Annotated in this window: 16 protein-coding genes; 9 read left to right on the forward strand and 7 right to left on the reverse strand. The window is 38.9% G+C overall.

The genetic code is table 11. The features are described from left to right. Positions 1–80: 80 nt before the first annotated feature. Both trpA and surE read left to right on the forward strand, forming a co-directional pair. On the forward strand, positions 81–989 hold the full coding sequence (gene trpA, locus ACWITO_RS07885) for a tryptophan synthase subunit alpha (protein WP_448529449.1): 909 nt from the start codon (positions 81–83) through the stop codon (positions 987–989). A gap of 92 nt (positions 990–1,081) precedes the next feature. Continuing rightward, the gene (gene surE, locus ACWITO_RS07890; RefSeq protein WP_448529450.1) at positions 1,082–1,858 is read left to right on the forward strand and encodes a 5'/3'-nucleotidase SurE; all 777 of its coding nucleotides are present in this window, start codon (positions 1,082–1,084) and stop codon (positions 1,856–1,858) included. Between the two features lie 20 nt (positions 1,859–1,878). Here surE and ACWITO_RS07895 read toward each other — a convergent pair whose 3' ends face one another. Genes ACWITO_RS07895 through ACWITO_RS07905 form a run of 3 tightly spaced genes read right to left on the reverse strand, consistent with a single transcriptional unit; the run spans position 1,879 to position 3,299 of the window. After that, positions 1,879–2,493, reverse strand: a complete 615-nt coding sequence (locus ACWITO_RS07895) for a histidine phosphatase family protein (RefSeq protein ID WP_448529451.1) — start codon at positions 2,491–2,493, stop codon at positions 1,879–1,881. Positions 2,494–2,506: 13 nt separating this feature from the next. Next, the gene (ribH, locus tag ACWITO_RS07900) at positions 2,507–2,983 is read right to left on the reverse strand and encodes a 6,7-dimethyl-8-ribityllumazine synthase (RefSeq protein WP_448529452.1); all 477 of its coding nucleotides are present in this window, start codon (positions 2,981–2,983) and stop codon (positions 2,507–2,509) included. Positions 2,984–3,002: 19 nt separating this feature from the next. Next, the gene (locus ACWITO_RS07905) at positions 3,003–3,299 is read right to left on the reverse strand and encodes a nucleotidyltransferase family protein (protein ID WP_448529453.1); all 297 of its coding nucleotides are present in this window, start codon (positions 3,297–3,299) and stop codon (positions 3,003–3,005) included. Positions 3,300–3,437: 138 nt separating this feature from the next. Here ACWITO_RS07905 and ACWITO_RS07910 point away from each other — a divergent pair, with 138 nt between their 5' ends. The 6 genes from ACWITO_RS07910 (at position 3,438) to pfkA (ending at position 11,701) form a co-directional block, all read left to right on the forward strand. Continuing rightward, entirely contained in the window at positions 3,438–4,130 is a 693-nt protein-coding gene (locus tag ACWITO_RS07910) for an RNA-binding domain-containing protein (RefSeq protein ID WP_448529454.1), read from the forward strand. 81 nt (positions 4,131–4,211) lie between these two features. Then, complete coding sequence (locus ACWITO_RS07915; protein ID WP_448529455.1) at positions 4,212–5,366, forward strand: DUF4476 domain-containing protein; 1,155 nt, start codon at positions 4,212–4,214, stop codon at positions 5,364–5,366. 103 nt (positions 5,367–5,469) lie between these two features. Further along, entirely contained in the window at positions 5,470–6,009 is a 540-nt protein-coding gene (locus tag ACWITO_RS07920; RefSeq protein WP_448529456.1) for a hypothetical protein, read from the forward strand. Between the two features lie 178 nt (positions 6,010–6,187). Then, on the forward strand, positions 6,188–8,332 hold the full coding sequence (locus ACWITO_RS07925) for a GAF domain-containing protein (RefSeq protein WP_448529457.1): 2,145 nt from the start codon (positions 6,188–6,190) through the stop codon (positions 8,330–8,332). Positions 8,333–8,439: 107 nt separating this feature from the next. Further along, positions 8,440–10,566: an ion channel gene (locus ACWITO_RS07930; protein ID WP_448529458.1), complete on the forward strand. Its 2,127-nt coding sequence runs from the start codon at positions 8,440–8,442 to the stop codon at positions 10,564–10,566. 160 nt (positions 10,567–10,726) lie between these two features. Beyond that, on the forward strand, positions 10,727–11,701 hold the full coding sequence (pfkA, locus tag ACWITO_RS07935; RefSeq protein ID WP_448529459.1) for a 6-phosphofructokinase: 975 nt from the start codon (positions 10,727–10,729) through the stop codon (positions 11,699–11,701). A gap of 1 nt (position 11,702) precedes the next feature. Here the strand turns inward: pfkA and ACWITO_RS07940 are convergent, their stop codons facing one another. From ACWITO_RS07940 to ACWITO_RS07950, 3 genes are all read right to left on the reverse strand, one after another. Beyond that, complete coding sequence (locus tag ACWITO_RS07940) at positions 11,703–12,974, reverse strand: hypothetical protein (protein WP_448529460.1); 1,272 nt, start codon at positions 12,972–12,974, stop codon at positions 11,703–11,705. 74 nt (positions 12,975–13,048) lie between these two features. After that, on the reverse strand, positions 13,049–14,386 hold the full coding sequence (ftsA, locus tag ACWITO_RS07945; RefSeq protein WP_448529461.1) for a cell division protein FtsA: 1,338 nt from the start codon (positions 14,384–14,386) through the stop codon (positions 13,049–13,051). Continuing rightward, positions 14,373–15,125, reverse strand: a complete 753-nt coding sequence (locus ACWITO_RS07950) for a cell division protein FtsQ/DivIB (RefSeq protein WP_448529462.1) — start codon at positions 15,123–15,125, stop codon at positions 14,373–14,375. Before ACWITO_RS07950 ends, ftsA begins: the two co-directional genes overlap by 14 nt. A gap of 257 nt (positions 15,126–15,382) precedes the next feature. Here ACWITO_RS07950 and cobT point away from each other — a divergent pair, with 257 nt between their 5' ends. Beyond that, positions 15,383–16,390 (forward strand): nicotinate-nucleotide--dimethylbenzimidazole phosphoribosyltransferase, encoded by a 1,008-nt coding sequence (gene cobT / locus ACWITO_RS07955; protein WP_448529463.1) that lies wholly within the window; start codon positions 15,383–15,385, stop codon positions 16,388–16,390. On the opposite strand, the gene ACWITO_RS07960 is transcribed toward cobT, so the two are convergent. Beyond that, positions 16,387–17,550 (reverse strand): glycosyltransferase family 4 protein, encoded by a 1,164-nt coding sequence (locus ACWITO_RS07960; RefSeq protein ID WP_448529464.1) that lies wholly within the window; start codon positions 17,548–17,550, stop codon positions 16,387–16,389. The two genes, cobT and ACWITO_RS07960, sit on opposite strands and share 4 nt — an antisense overlap.

The raw sequence follows: 17,550 nt of genomic DNA on the forward strand, positions 1-17,550 counted from the left end.
GAATAATTATTGGCTTTTTATTCTAAAAAACAAAGTTAAAAACTTTTTTCAAAATATTGTTTTTCTTGGTAAGAAAATTTTTGAAAAATAGTATATTTGAGCGATTTTTGATGATAACATCTAAATATAATTTTGTGAATCGCATAGACCAGCTTTTTCAGCAGAAAAAAAACAATATTCTTACCCTTTATTTTACAGCAGGTTTTCCTGATTTGCATAGTACCGTGCCTATTCTACAACTTCTTGCTCAAAATGGCGTAGATATGGTAGAAATTGGTATGCCTTTTTCGGACCCGCTTGCCGATGGTGAAACTATCCAAAAAAGCAGTCAGAAAGCCTTGGAAAATGGTATGTCAATTGCTATGCTTTTTGAGCAATTGCAAGATATACGCTCCAAAGTACAAATACCCATAGTACTAATGGGATATTTGAATCCTGTTCTTCAATTTGGTATAGAAAAGTTCTGTCAAAGTTGTGCTCAAATAGGCATAGATGGCATCATACTCCCCGATTTACCCTTACAAGAATATCTGAACGAATACCGCAGTGTCTTTGAAAAGTACGGTTTGCATAAAATCTTCTTGATTACCCCACAGACTTCTCCTGAACGTATCCAAGCCATAGATGAGGCAAGCCGAGGCTTTGTATATTTGGTTTCACAGGCTACTACCACAGGCACCAAAACGGGCATTAGCGAGGAGCAAGAGAATTATTTTAAGAAAATTCAAGCAATGAACCTCAAAAATCCTTTGCTTGTTGGTTTTGGTATTTCGGATAAAGATAGTTTCCAAAAAGCCTGCAAATATGCCAATGGTGCCATTATTGGAAGTGCTTTTATCAAACATATTGAACAAAGCCCTGATTTAGAAAAAAGCGTGCCTGCCTTTGTAGAAAAAATTTTAGACTTTGGGTTTGAAGCAAAAGGCAAGAAACAAGAAATAGGAAACAGGATTTTAGAAAATAAATGTCAGACAGAAAATGAGAGATAAAGCCCCTGAAGGCTTGAACATCAAACAATAAACTTTTTGAACGTAAATAATTACAATCTTTTGAAATTTGTATCCCTTCAACATAAAAGCTAATGAAAACCAAACCCTTGATTTTAATTTCAAATGACGACGGCATTACGTCCAAAGGTATCAGGACATTGGTAGAACTAATGGCTGAACTGGGTGAAGTAGTTGTAGTAGCCCCTGATAAGCCCCAATCGGGAATGGGACACGCCATCACGGTCAATGAAAGCCTACGCCTCTACAAAACAGATGTTTTCGAGGATTTAGGCGTAGAGGCTTACGAGTGTTCGGGCACACCCGCCGATTGCGTAAAACTCGCCAAACATCACGTTCTCAAAGATAGAAAACCCGATTTAGTGGTGAGTGGTATCAATCACGGTAGTAATATTTCGGTAAATGTTTTGTATTCGGGCACAATGTCGGCGGCGATAGAAGCCGCTATTGAAGGACTACCAGCTATTGGTTTTTCGCTTTGCGATTATGCCTATAATGCGGATTTTTCGCATATACGTGGCTATGTGAAACGCATAGCTTCCGAAGCTCTTCGGAATGGAATTCCCAAATACGTAGCCCTGAATGTTAATTTCCCTGCTATTATGCAAGGAGAAATCAAAGGAATAAAGATTTGTCGCCAAGCTCGGGCTCGTTGGCAAGAAAATTTTGATGAACGTAAAGACCCCCACGGTAGGCTATACTATTGGCTTGTAGGTGATTTTATCAATGAAGACCCAGGAAACGATACAGATGTATGGGCTTTGGATAATGGCTACATTTCTATTGTTCCCTGCCGTTTTGATATGACCTGCTACGAGAGCTTTCCTGCTATATCACAATGGGATTTATGAAAATTTTGGAGATGGAAAACTCATCTTGCTTTCAAGTGTTCAAGGCAATTGTGCTTGACAATCCGAAACATTGAACCTGTATATTGCAAATGATACAGCGAAAGATTGAAATGCTGAAACATATCCATTTGTGAAAGCGGATATCCAAGCCACCAAGCCAGTAAAATACGCATAGCTCTACCGTGTGAGCAAATAAGCACATTTTTTTCAGGGCTTTGAAGCAAGATTTCTGTAAATTTTTCTTGTCTTTGGCGTACTTCTTCGGGAGTTTCGGCTTGTGCAATAGCTACATTGGTATTGCCTGCTCGCCATTCGTGTATATAGTGCAGATACTCTGCGTGTGCTTCTTTGGTAAAGGGTTTGCCCTCGTGTATGCCCCAACTGATTTCATCTAAACCTTCGTGGCTTGCGTGAGCAATACCCTTTTCTATAAAAGGTAGAACGGTCTGATAGCTCCTTTTGAGTGTAGAATAGTAAATCTTTTCAAGTGGTAAATGCTGATATTTTTGAAAAAAATCTTGGGCTTGCTTTCTACCTGTATCATTCAAATCGGCATCTATGCCTCTGCCCTGTACCATTCCTTGGCGGTTGTAGTCTGTTTCTCCGTGCCGAATAAGATAAATATTTTTTATCATAACTGCTGAAACCTTAAAAATTTATCATCTTGATAGCCGTAATGGCGGCTTCTTCGCCTTTGTTGCCGTGTTTGCCTCCTGCCCTTTCAAGGGCTTGCTCCAAATTGTTGGTCGTAAGCACCCCAAAAATGACGGGCTTATTGTATTTCAAACCCACTTGCATAATGCCTTCGGCAACAGCCTGAGCAATAAAATCAAAATGCCTTGTTTCGCCTTGTATAATGCACCCCATCGCAATGACAGCATCAATATCGGCTCTTTGAGCAAGCCACTGCGAAGCCAATGGCAATTCAAAACTTCCTGCTACTCTTTTGATGACGATGTTTTCTGTTTTTGCACCATAATTTTGTAAAGTTTTGGTAGCACCGCTTAAAAGTGCCTCTGTAACTTCGCTATTCCACTCTGCTACAACTATCCCAAAACGCTTGTGGCTTACATCTGCCACATTTACTGGTGAATATTCGCTTAAATTTTTTAGGTGAGTTGCCATAATTATCCTTGACTATTTTTTAGTAGAGTTTCTGCTTGTTGCTATCAATATGATTTTTTAGAAGTGGGTTTCTAATGGCTCTTTCTTCCAATAAATCTATCTTTCGTTGTAAAATCTCTTCAAGCATTTGTTTGAAAGAAAAATAAAGGTCTGTGTAACGGAAAGGGTCGTTTTCACTAAAATCAATCAAAAAATCAATATCAGAAGTATCATTGAAGTCTTCTCTCAAAACAGAACCAAACACATACAAAGACTTTACGTTATTTTGCTCACAAAGTTTTTGTATCTGTTTTATTTTTTCTTCTTTCAGTTTCATAAATAAGTTTTGTTGCAAAAATAATCATTCTTGCTAATAATTGAGCATTTTTCAAGGTAATTCAACAATAATTTTAGATTTTGATAACGTTTTTTCGGAAAAAAATGTTTTATTTGCAGGTAGCTAAATACAGCGGAAATGCAAACGGATTTAGCAACACTCCGCAAAATTGTCAAGCAAGGTGAAGGATTGAACGTAGAGTTCAAACTCAAAACCAAACACCCCGAAAAAATTGTTCGTGAGGTAGTTGCCTTTGCCAATACCGATGGAGGTATGCTCATTATTGGCGTAAGTGATGATAGGCAAATTATCGGTGCAAAATTCCCCGAAGAAGATGAGTACATCTTGAAAAAAGCCATTGCCGAATACTGCTTTCCTGAAATTTCTTATCAAATAGAACGCTTACCTCTTGATGAAGACTCCGAACGCGAAGTTTTATTGTTTCATATTCCTAAAAGCGAAAGCCTACCCCACCAGATTATCAAGGGCGAAGACAAAGGCAAAGTATATGTACGCGTGGGCGAACAAAGTATACAAGCCAGCAAAGAAATGCGTAATTATCTGAAAGAACGCAAAAAAAATAAAAATTATCGCTTTCATTATGGCGAAAAAGAACACAAACTAATGCAATATTTGGCTTCGCACCCCATTATCACCGTAAAGCAGTTTTCAAAAATTGCAGGGATTTCTCCTCAAACTGCCTCTCGTACTTTGGTACTGCTTTCTCTTGCCAAAGTTCTGAAAATCAGTGCAAAAGAATGTGAGGACGAGTTTTCTTTAAGTGATGATTTTGAAAAAATTACCCAAAAAAATACCACTTTGGCAAGCTAATTGTCTTTGAAATGTAAGCGTGTTATACCTTTGCATACACGCCAATTGTGTTTCGTTTTCTAACCTTAACCCTGCAATTGTATGAAAAAGTTTTTACTTGTTTCAATGCTATTTCTGAGCATTATTGTTGTACAAGCTCAAAATCGTTGCTCTCGCCCGCTGGCAAATAGTTTGTTTCAGCAACGCAAACAGCAAATAAGTGCTATGGGTAACGAAGCCCGCAAATTGCAAGATGCAGTACGTTTTGCACAAGACAACTGCCTTTCTGCCGAGCAAATTCGCGAGCTGATGTCTTTGTTTCGTGAAGAGCAAAACCGCCTTGCCCTTGCCGAAAATGCTTACGCCACCGTCTTTGACCCCGAAAACTATTACGTAGTATATGACGGCTTTACCAAATTTTCTTCGGTAGTAATGTTATACGACTTCATCAACAAAGGGGGAACACCAATCAATATCTATCCCAATAACCCTACTAACCCCACAAATCCCAACAATCCTACCAATCCTGTAAATCCTACCAACCCCAATGCACCCGATTTTACAGGTTATCCACTTTACAATTATCCTGACTATCAGAATTATTGGGGAGCTAAAAATTGCTCTGCTCCCATTTCCGAAAGCGTATTCCAAAGCATTGCGATTCGTATTCGTAGCTTGCAAAATGAAAATATGCGTTTTAATGCTGTTCGGCAGGCAGTACAAACCAATTGCTTGGCGGTTTCGCAACTGATGCGACTGGTTTCTTTGCTCAATAACGAAAACAACCGCTTAGATGCTATGCGTCTTTCTTATCCCAATATTTATGATGCTGGCAATTTGCTTACCGCCTCACAAGTTTTCCAAAATCGTGTCAATTATCAGCAATGGGAAGCATTTTTACAACAAAATCAGTTAAGTAACCCCAACAACAATACCTTGCCCGGTACCGTTTGTGCTGTAAGCAACAACGATTACGCCAATATAGTACAATCTATTCGCCGAGAAAATATATCCGATAACCGAATGAGAGTAGCCAAAAATATTACTCGCAACTACAACTGCTTTTCGGTAGAACAAGTAAGAGGCATTGTTAAACTTTTTAATTTTGACGACCAACGTCTTGAAATCGCTAAATTTCTATACGAATACACTTCTATTGAAGAGCGTCGTCAGTATTTTATGGTAGGCAATGAGTTTTCGTTCAGCGGCACCCGCCAAGAGCTACAAGAGTTTATCAGCTCGCAAGGGGGAAGGTAAAAAAGATACATAAACTGCTTATCAGAAATGGTAAGCAGTTTGTTTTTTGAACTTTTAGGAAAATAAAGTTTGTTTTTTGTTTGTAAAAACTTATCTTTGAAAAATGAAACACAAAGTCCCTTTTGATGCTAACGATGCTTTGAGCATCAAAAAATATTTGAAAGAAAACAACTTGCGTTGGGTCTATAACCCCAATGAAGACCAAGACGAGGAAACCGCTTACTTTTTTTTCGTAGGAAAATATAAAGACAAGGAAGTTTTGTTTGATACAGCTCTGATGCCTTTGCACCTGCATTATATGGCTGTTCTGGAAGAAAAAGCAGATGAAGAGGCTCAAAAAATTTTCCCTGACTACAAAGGCTACGAAAGCAAACTATCAGAAAAACGTTGGGAGGAGATTTGGGAATACAAAGCAGAAATTATCGCAGAATTAGAAGCCGAAGGCGAACTAAAAGTGCAAGAATTCGTTGAATATGATGATGAAGACTACCAAGACGATGATGCTTTCGTACTAATGACCGTAGCTCTGAACCGAGATAAAATTGATAAAACTGAAATTGAAAATTTTGTCAGAAGCTACCAAGAAGGTACATTTCAGTTAGATAATAATTTGTATGCGTTTAGCTTGGAGGAAGAGGAATAAAGCATTGCAAAATGACTTAGCCAATAAATGAATTTTTAGCCCAAAATTTTGATTTTCATATGTATATCATCTCCTTTGGGGTGGATGAGGTCAAAAAAGGTTAGAAAATTTGAGCATTAAACCTTAAACTTCAAACTCTTGAACCTACAATATTTTGTTGGACTAAAAAGCAGGAATTATGAAAATATCTTTTCGCAGAGTTCAAACGAAAATTTTGCTTTCCTTTTTGCTTCTTATCACGCTGGCAGGGGTAATTGGAGGGATTGCCTTTTTGTATCAGGGAAGTATCAATCGTTACCAAGCCTACAAAGACGATTTGAATGAGCTAAGACACCTTATGGCTCAAATAGACGTTTTGCAGAAAGATTTTATTGTAGTAGATGCCCGCGACGAAGTTTTTATGGGAAGTGGCAAAAGTAAAAATATCACACTCATTGAAACAAATGTCAGAGAAAGTAAAAAACTGCTCGCCCGCCTCAACGAAAACCCAACTACCAAAGAATTTAACCTCAATCAAAAAATTGAAGCCCTTACCGAAGCCCGTGAAAAATACAATCGCCTTTTTGAATTGCTTCGCAAAAGAATTAAAGAAAGAGGCTTCAAAAGTTTTGGTATGGAGGGTAGAATGAGGGATTATGTGCATTTCTTAGAAAAAGTAGACGTAGATAAGGAGCTTGTTTTGCAACTTCGCAGACACGAAAAAGACTTTTTCTTGCGTAAAGACTTGGATTACAAAACCAAACTTCACCAAACTGCCGATAAGCTCAAACGTAAAATCGTAGATAGCCCACTGGACGAAAAACGCAAGGAAACCTTTATGGAATATGTTGCCGACTATGAAAGAATGTTTGATATGATTGTGGAAATAGAGCAAGAAATTGGCTTTGATAGCAAAAAAGGCTTGCGTGGAGAACTTGCTAAAATTTATGAACAAATCAATACCGAAGTGCAATCGCTTTTTGAGGTAATTTCTTTTTACATTGAAGGGCTGATTTTCAGAGCTCGCCTCATTGTGATTGCCGCTCTTATCATTATGCTCGTTACAGGCGGATTCTTTGCGGTGTATTTCTCTTTCAGCATTTCGCAACCTATTATTGTGCTGGATAGAGTTGCTAAATCCGTTGTAAAAGGTTTGCGTAGCCAAGACGAATTTTTGGACAGAGTAACCACTGATGACGAAGTAGGCGACCTTGCCAAAAACTTCAAAATTATGCTTCAAAAGCTAAGAGCCAGTATCCAAGAAGCTGAGCAACGCAACGAGCAACTCCAAGAGTTCATTAGTCAAGAAAAACAACGCAGTTGGGAAAATGAAGGTTTTGCAGTGTTTGGCGAAATTTTGAAAAACAACAGCGACAATATCGTCAAGCAGTCTTATGAAATTATCACAGAACTTACCAAACGTACAGGTTCGGTACAAGGTGGTTTGTTTATTGTAAGCGGTACCGACGATGCCCCTTATTTGGAGCTTGCCGCCGCTTACGCCTACGAAAGACAAAAATATTTGAAAAAACGTATCAATTTCGGCGAAGGACTTATCGGCGAAACTTGGCGTGAAGGCGATACCAAACTTATTACCGATATTCCCGAAGATTACACTTTTATCAAATCGGGTACAGGTATCTTGAAACCTACCTCTATTCTGATTGTTCCTATCAAAACCGATGAAAAAATTGAAGGTGTTTTGGAACTTGCTTCTATGCAAGTATATGAGCAGTATGTAATTGATTTTATTGAACGTCTTTCTCGCCGTATTGCTACCAACATTGCCGCTGTAAAAGCCAACGAGAAAAACCTCAAACTCCTTGCAGAAGCCCAAGATTTCAATAAGCAAATTGAAGAAAAAGAGTTAGAATTGCAAAGACGCGTGAAAGAATACGATACTTGGATGCAAGAGTTTGAAGCCAAGCTAAACAATGTTTCGGAAGAATCGGCTATATTCCAAATGATTTTGAGCAAAATTTATGACGGCATTATTGTTACTGACGAGAAATTTACTATTCTGAAAGTAAATACCTTTATTTTGCGAAAGTTTCGCTACAAGCGAAGCCAATTAGAAGGGCAATCGGTAGATGTACTCGTAGAAGCCGACTACAAAAATATCATTGACCTCAAAGACCGCAAATTCCAACTCAACTACAAGGTTCTCAACAAGCGTACCACAGGCAAAATCATTGACCAATTCGGAAACCAAATTTTGGTGCAAATGGTAGCAGGAAAACTGGAAGTAGAACGCAAAATCTTTTATGTTTTCTTATTCAACGAACTTTCGCAAGAAGATGTGGCTATGTTCAATAAAGGAGATAGTTTCCTTTCTCAAAATTGAGTAAAAAAAAGGGTAAAAAGACATTTAACAGCTCAAAAGTGAGGTTTATTTGCTTTTGAGCTGTTTTTTTATTTTTTTCAAAGGAAAATTCTTAACCTTGTACATTTATGAAAAAAATAGCCCTTTTTCTCGTTTTGGCAGTTTTGTGTGCCTCTGAGGTAGAAGCCCAAAAGAAGCCTCGTCGCCGTCTTTCGTACAGCGAGCTTTTTGCTGAAATACAAAAGCACCCCGATAGCACCTACCGACTTGAAAATGCCGAAATCTACTACAACCACCAAACCGATAGTTTGAGGTTTGGGCTACTGGTGACCTCCAATAAAAAAGTTGTTAAAGAGTATAATTGGATATTTGGAAACCAATTCCTTCTTTCTGGCTACCTGCAAACAGACGAGCAATATTTAGATAATCTTTTGCCAGTAATCACAATTGATAAAAAACTTGAGTTTAAAAATATTTATTGGCAAAATTCTATTAGTCTTAGCTCCGAGCTAAGGCTTAATTACCCCATATCTATCAGAAGAATGAAATTCAAAAAGGGGATAACATTTGAATTTACTGAGAAAGAAATTTCAATGTTAAAAAAGTCTAGTAATATCAAAATTCTTGGAGGCACTCTTAAGGATGTTGGCGAGATTTTTTCTTTTATGCCAAATTTTGAAAAAAGTGATATTTTTCGTGATATTAGTGTGTACTTAACAAGCAATATGAATGATAACGATATAAGATCGCATATATGGAAATGTAATATAGAATCTTTTGTATTAGGTCAATATCCTAAAATAACTTTCAATGGAATTACTTATCCTGCCCCGATAATAATTAAAAACTTTAATCTTAATTTAGAGGAAAGTATCATTCAAGACTTTGGTCTTGGAGCGATACGTTGTAAAGTTACTATTGAAAATTGTAAGTTCAAAAATATCTTACTTCTTGATGGTGGTGAGGAGCTATCTATCAAAAAATCTGTATTTTCCAATAGGTTTTTTAAGGAAACAAAAAAGTCTGTATTTAATGAGTCAAGTATTAGTGGAGTTTTCCAAAAAATTCAAATAGATAGCTGTACTTTTGAAAAAATGACAGATGAGTTGAAAAAAGAAAATTCCGAATCATTGAATGGTTTTTATTTTAGAGATGTAACTTGCGAAAAATTAAGTATTACCAACTGTACTTTCAATTCACATTTCTCTCTGATAGGTTCAAAAATCACCGATGAGATTTTCTTGGAAAATAACCGCTTCAACAATGATTTCTCACTCGGCAGTGGCAGTGCCAAAAGTGGCTATGAACGAAATCTTATCAACTTCGAAACAGCCTATATACCTTACAGACAATTTAAGAAAGGTTTGAGCACAGAAATTAGTAATGCTAAAACCACCGTCTATCACGGCAATACCGATAAAGAACTTGCCGATAGCACCGAGTTTGAACATTTGCTTCTCTACTACTACAAGTTTCATAAAATGTACAAAGACCAAAACGATAGAGCCTCTGCCAATGCCTGTTTTATAGATTTGAAACGTTTAGAAACCCGCTACCTCCGATACCGCTACCACAAAACAGGCGATTTGGATTTATGGTTAGAGTGGAAATTTTATGAGTTTTTGGATTATGTTTCCGAGTATGGCACCAATCCCTTTTTGGCACTCAAACGCTCTTGGATTTTTATCATAGCATTTGCAGTGTTGTTGTCCGTATTTCCTTCCGTAAGGGACTATCTGATGCCTTCGGTATTTCGGGAAGCCTTGCAGAAATGGGGCTTGGCACTGCAAAAAGAAGGGGGCTACACAGAAATTAGAAGTGCCGAAATTCAAAAGAAATTAGATGATTTAGAGGCATTTCGCAAGAGCTTGGAAATCACAGAGGGCAACATACCGAGTGTATTGGCATTTTTCTTGAAGCCTTTGCTCGTTACGGCAAAGCTATACTACTATTTGCAGAGGTGGTTTTTGAGGAAAATGGATTTTACGCAAGGCAATTGGCACGAAATGAGCCGCAAGCGAAAGCTATGGGTAAGCACAAGGATATTTTTTGCGATAATATTTTTGCTGATTTGGGGCTTGATAATGCGGATAGTCAATTCAATGGCACTCAGTATGAACTGCTTTGTAACGCTGGGTTATGGGGAAATCAAGGCGAAAGGCATCGCAAGGTATTTGGTAGTGATAGAAGGGGTAATCGGTTGGACAATGCTCACCATATTTAGTGCCAGCCTTATTGCTCAACTGATGGGGTAATAACGAGAGGGTTTTGCTTTGGGCTATATAACCGAATTTATGTAGCAAGCGATGATGTTGCTCAAAGCGGCATCATCGCTATAAGTCAATAGCGTCTAATTTTCTTTTATTTTTCGCATATTTAGAGGTTTTTTCATAACTTACCGAAAATTCATTTTTTATGAAAAAAATTGCTGTTTTTACATCAGGAGGCGATGCCCCAGGTATGAATGCCTGTGTGAGGGCTGTGGTCAGAACGGCTATTTATAGAGGAATGGAAGTTTTTGGCATAATGCGAGGCTACAATGGAATGATTCAGGGCGATATTGTACCAATGAAATCCAGTTCGGTGAGTAATATTATTCAGAAAGGTGGGACAATACTCAAATCGGCTCGTAGCAAGGAGTTTATGACTGCCGAAGGCAGAAAAAAGGCTTGCGAAAATCTGCAAAAATTAGGCATAGAGGGCTTGGTTGCCATAGGAGGCGATGGTACTTTTCGGGGGGCAGTGGAGTTTTACAACGAATATGCCATTCCCACAGTAGGCTGTCCGGGAACGATTGATAACGACTTGTACGGCACCGATTATACCATTGGCTACGACACGGCTATCAATACGGCTTTGGAAGCAATAGATAAAATTCGGGATACTGCCGATTCTCACGATAGGGTCTTCTTTATTGAAGTAATGGGTAGAGATTCGGGTTATATTGCGATAGCTTGCGGTATTGCAGGAGGGGCTGAAATTGTAATGGTACCCGAAACCTTGATGAGCAGTGCCGAAGTAGCTCAAATTTTACAAGCAGGCTGGAATAGGTCTAAAACCTCTTCCATTGTAATTGTTGCCGAAGGCGATGAGGAAGGAGGGGCACAAGAAGTAGCAGAGAAAATCAAGCAAATGCTACCCAATCAGTTTGATATACGCGTAAGTACGCTTGGGCATATACAACGAGGAGGCTCGCCTACGGCACGCGACCGCTTGCTTGCCAGCCGATTGGGCTATGCCGCCGTAGAAGGCTTGCTAGCAGGATATAAAAATGTAATGGCAGGTATCATCAACGACCAAGTGGTTTATACCCCCTTCGAAGATACTTTCCAAAAAGTAAAACCCATTAGCCAAGAGATGATGGAACTTGTGAAAATTTTAAGCATTTAGCCTAAAAATAAATTCCTCCAAAACGTGGATTCACCACCGAATTATTGATAGAGCCAAAAGTATAACTGATACCGCCCAAACCCCAAATGGTGAAGTTAGTGCCTAAAATACCTGCTCCCAGCAGTACATTGTCGCGATTGATATCTTTGGGCAAAAAGAAAATTTGGTCTTGTACATACGAAGCCCCAAGATTGAGATTCAGATTAAAGCCTTCAAAGGCTCTCCAACTGATATTTACTCTACCCGAAAAGCGATAAGTATCTTTATCTCTGAAAAAATGATGACCACCAATCTGACCGCCTACGCTTCCCCAAGGTTGAACCAAACTGATAATGGCATCAAAACGATAATAAGGCTCCAGTTCCAGTAATCTATCTCTTTCGTTGATGTTTCGCAAGTGCCATAAACGATAGCCTGCCTGAGCGATTAGGCGAAATTGCTTTTGTGTATTTACAGAATTTGGAAAAATATTGTATTCTATCGCAGGGGCTATGGTACTGGACAGACGTAAATTACTACGTACCGAAGAACCATTTTGGGCATAGCCCCCTATTGCCCAATGTTCCGAAAGGCTTTTTACTACCAAAGCATTTGCATAATGTCCTTCATTTTTAGCTTTGATAGTTTCTGAATACACATTGCCATCGCTATCAAGCGTTTCAAAAATAAACTTATTGAAATTTACATTGTAGCCAAAAGAGCTTTGTACTTTTAGTTCTGGTTTTATTCGGTTTATATCAAAATAGAGGTCTAATCCATAATTTAGAAAGTTACTTTCTGCATTCAAGTTACCCCAGCCGCCCAGAGTAAAAACCCAATAATCCCACTTATCTTTTTGGATAAGAGCTTTTTCGGTAGCTCTTTTAGGTAAATCTACGCTTATCTGATTTGCCCATTCGGTATGTTTTAGGTATGCTACCAAGCCCAATTTGAGCGTTCTGACAAGTTGTCCTCTCATCATATCTTCGGTATCGGCTTGCTTGGTAGAAAATTTGAGCGTATCGTTATGGTTTTTGAACTGATTTTGCCCAATGAAAGTGAGCGTATAGTTACTGCCACCTGCTCCGTTATCTTGGCTAATAATAAGCACTTGAATATCTGCTTGAAACCTGTCCCGAACAAAATCAAAAAAAGAAAGCTCGGTACGTACATAATCCTCAAAGCACCAAGAGGTGCAATTCAAGAAAAGTTTTAAGCGTTCTACGCTATCGGCTTTTTGTGCAAAGGCATTGGTAAAGCACAAAAAAAGCACAAAGAAAAGTAGTCTTTTCATAGTTTATGGTTTAACACAAATTACTTTGCTTATGCTATTTTTAGAAAAAAAATACACAAGAGGTTACCATATTTTTAGTAATCATCTTTGTCATCAACATCATCAAGCAAAAAGCTCTTGGTGCGGTCAATGAGTTTATTCAAAAATCCAGAGAAAGATTGTCCTTTGGTGTTTTTTTCTTTTTTAGGGACTTCAGTAGAAGTAGTTTGGGCTGAGGGAGTGTTATTGCTTTGAGGTAATAAATCTCTATCGTCCAAGGAGCGGAAACCTGCCAGTGCCAAGCCAATAGCCGTAGCATAAGAAGGTTGATTGACAAGATTGATATTCGTAGGTGTAAGGTATTCGGTAGGGTGCCCGATGCGTACAGGCAAACCTGTATGCAGTTCAAACAATTCTTTAATGCCCTCTAAAAGTGAGCCACCGCCAGTTAGTACAATGCCTTGCGAAAGATTATCGTGGCAACCTGAACGCAAAATTTCTTTATAGACTTCTTCAATGATTTCAGTCATTCGGGCTTCAATGATGCGGGCTAAATTTTTAAGAGAAATTTCACGAGCAGGGCGGTTGCGTAAGCCGGGAATGGATACCACTTCCATACTGCTGGCTTGTTCGGCAATGGCTTTGCCAAAACGCACTTTTAGCAATTCGGCTTGGTTTTCCATAAGCATACAGCCATTTTTGATGTCGGAAGTGATTACCTTTCCGCCGAAAGGAATAACCGCCGTATGGCGAAGGATATTGTCGTAAAAAACAGCTAAATCGGTAGTACCCCCGCCAATATCAACCAAGGCAACGCCTTCTTTACGCTCTTCGGGGGTAAGGCAAGCCAAACTGGAAGCTATGGGTTCTAAAATAAGGTCTTGAATGGTAAGCCCTGCTTTCTTGATACATTTCTTGATGTTATCCAGTGAGGTAGTTTGGGCGGTGATGATATGAAAGTTGGCTTCCAATTTCACGCCTGCCATACCTACGGGGTCGTTGATGTCGGTTTCGTTATCTACAATAAAATCTTGGGGCATCACGTGAAGTATCTGCGAGCCTGCGGCAATGGGCGTTTTGTACATATCGTTAATGAGCCGCATTACATCAGCATTGGAAATTTCGTCTTCGGTAGAATGACGGGTAATGCCACCTTTTTGGGTAAAAGTACGTATATGTTGCCCTGCAATACCTACATTTACAACTTCTATGCGAATATTAGACATTTGTGAGGCTTTGGCTATGGCACTTTTGATTGCCTCTACGGTTTTTTCTATATTAGAAATCACACCACGATTTACCCCTTCCGATTCGGCTCTACCAAAACCTAATATTTCAATTCTATCTCTATCCAGTGCGTCCTGACGAGCTACCACAGCACAAATTTTAGTGCTACCAATGTCTAAACCGACAACAATTCTATCGTTTTGCATATTCACAAACAACCTGTTGATGATATTTTAAGCTAATTTTTTCGTAAGCGTTCCAGCCCTTGCGAGGCAAAATATAACGGCAAAGAATTTCTAACTTTCGTAATTTATTTTCCCACTCTTCTAAACTTCCAAAATCAATTTCTGACTCCGACAGCTGTAAATATATCTTAAAACCCTGACGAAACTTGGCAATCTGTGCGATATGTGAGCGAAAAAAAGAATTTGATGTAATTTTTTGAAGCAAAGCTAACAATTTTTTATCATTTTCGTTGTTTTCAAAGTCAAAATTTACTTCATCGGTACTCAAAACCAAACAATGAGGCGTAAATTTTTTAGAAAAAGGAATACTTCTGCCTTTGCTATCCAAATAAAAACTTTCTTGTTTGTTCCAAATTCTTACAATAGGCTTTACCAAACGCACCCATACAGCAAGCTCTCCATTCAGCTTTTTGCTGATGATACAATCTTCTACAAAAGCATTGGCTTTGAGCCTTTTTTCTAAATGTCTGGTATTGATAAACTTGTAGGGTGTATTTAGCAAAAATTCACGGCTGTTGCTATCCAAAAGACTTTGAATATCTTTTTCATCTAAAAAAAAATTACCTCCGTTGTCATCAATTTCTATGGATAGCTTTTGGCAATACTGATTTTCGTAATAGCTTCCCGAAGCACCCAACAAAAATACTATGCCCAATAACCCCAAGAGCCAACGGACTTCTCTTCTGATACGAAATTTCATTGATTTTGCTTTGCAACATTTGCAAATTTACAATTTTGTCTAAATAAACAAACTTTTCAGTTATTTTTTATTTTTGTGCGATAGCTAAACAAAAACTTTGGGAATTGTTCAAGTCTAATTTGTAGTGTAGAAACAGGAAACAAGATGCAGGAAACAGGATTTAGAACATTTGAATATTTAGACGGAATAAAACTTTTACTTCAAACTCTTGAACCTTAACCTTTTGAACGTAAATAATTGCAAAATTTTTTGCCAAAATGAACCTTGCCGAGCAACTGCAACAAAAAATAAACCAAAAAACCAAACCTTTGGGAGCTTTGGGAAAACTTGAAAAATTGGCTTTACAGATAGGTATTCTACAAAAAACGCTAACACCTTCCTTGCAAAATCCAACAATAGTGGTTTTTGCAGGTGACCACGGCATTGCCCAAGAAGGGGTTAGTGCGTATCCGCAAGAAGTTACCTACCAAATGGTACTAAACTTTTTGCGTGGAGGTGCGGCTATCAATGTTTTTTGCAGACAGCATCAACTGGCTCTGAAAGTAGTAGATGCGGGTGTAAAATATCATTTTGAGCCTCACCCCGATTTAGTTTCAGCCAAAGCAGGCTGGGGCACAAAGAATTTCTTGCAAGCTACTGCAATGAACGAAAGTGAGCTACAATTTTGCTTGCAAGAAGGAAGCCAAATTGTCAGAAAATTGTTGGAAACAGGCTGTAATACGATAGGTTTTGGCGAAATGGGCATTGCCAATACTTCTGCCGCAAGTATGCTGATGAGTTATCTGTGCGATTTGCCCATTGAGCAATGTGTAGGCAAAGGCACTGGGGTTGATGATAAAGGGCTTTTGCATAAAATTGAAGTTTTGAAAAAAGCACAAAGTTTTCACGGAAAAATAAGCAATCCTTTGCAAATTTTACAGACTTTTGCAGGTTTTGAAATGGCTCAGATGTGTGGGGCAATGCTGGAGGCTTTTCGGCAAGAGATGCTCATTTTGATAGACGGCTTTATTGCCAGCAGTGTTTTTTTGGTAGCCCAAGCCATAGAACCTGCCATCAAGCAAAATGCTATTTTTTGCCACCAAAGCAACGAAATGGGACATCGGCGTATGCTGGAATTTTTACAAGCAGAACCTTTGCTCCAATTGGATATGCGTTTGGGTGAAGGAACGGGCTGTGCGGTGGCGTTCCCAGTCATACAAAGTGCGGTGGCTTTTCTGAACGAAATGGCAAGTTTTGAAAGTGCAGGCGTGAGCGAAAAAAGCTAATGATAAACCTTACTCGTCAGTAATTCCTGATACAATTTCAGAAGGGCTATCTTTTTCTGTTCCCAAGTAAAATGTTCCCGAATGTATTTTTGGGCATTTCTGCCAATTTCTTGGGCTTTGTACGGATAGGCATTCCATATACGAATGGCACGAGCCAGTTCCATTGGTCTATCGGCACGAATGAGCTTGCCCAAACTTTCATTTTCAATAATTTCACGTACCACAGGCATATCAGAAGCTATCACAGGCGTACCTACTGCCATAGACTCCAAAATTTTTAGTGGCGAACAACCCTGCTCCAAATTTCGGCTACATTCTTTCAGAGGGGCAACCGAACATAAGGCGTGTTGTACCCAAGCCGAAAGCTCATTTTTGGGCAAGCGGTATCGCCAAATAATTTTTTCTTGCAAACCCAACTTTTCAGCAAATTTGTGATACCTCTTACAAAAACGAGGTTTGTGCGAAGCACAAATCACCAAAAAAATATCTAAATCTTGCAAGAGCCGAAAAGCACGTAGCAATGTATCTACTCCTTGCCAACTTTGCAAAGCTCCAAAATAAATAACATACCTTTCGGGGGCTTCTTGGGGGCGTTCTTGGGGCAGGGGAATTTCTGCCCCGTTACTGATAACACATATTTTTTCGGACGCAACACCTTTTTTGAGCAAAAAGCCTCTTATGACCTCAGAAGGGGCAACAATTTTATCACACTGCTCCAAGCAAAAATTTTCCAAATGCTGGATTTGGGTTAAAACTTTCCCCGATACTTCGTAGCGGTACGAAAGTTCTATGGAGGGTAAGGCATTTACCTCAAAAATAGTTTTGTAATTTTTGTTCGGGTTAGCTAGTATTGGTACTCCCGACCAAATATCCCGAAAATGAACAATCTGCAAATGTGGCATTTTTTTCAAGGCAAAGGCAAGTTCTTCGCTGTACCTTTCGGTACGATGCAAAAATTCCTTTTCTTGCAAAAAAACTCGCTGAATAAAGCCATTTTGCCAAATTTCCTTTTCAGGTAGCTCCTCATCTCCCAAAACCCACAACAAACCATCAGGGTAGTGGGTGAGCAGTGAACCTGCAAAATGATGTATATGCGTAGCCGCCCCTTTTGCCGAAGGGAAAACATCATAGGCGGCATATAAAGAGCGAAAGTCTTGCAT

It is taken from the genome of Raineya sp., from assembly GCF_053497555.1.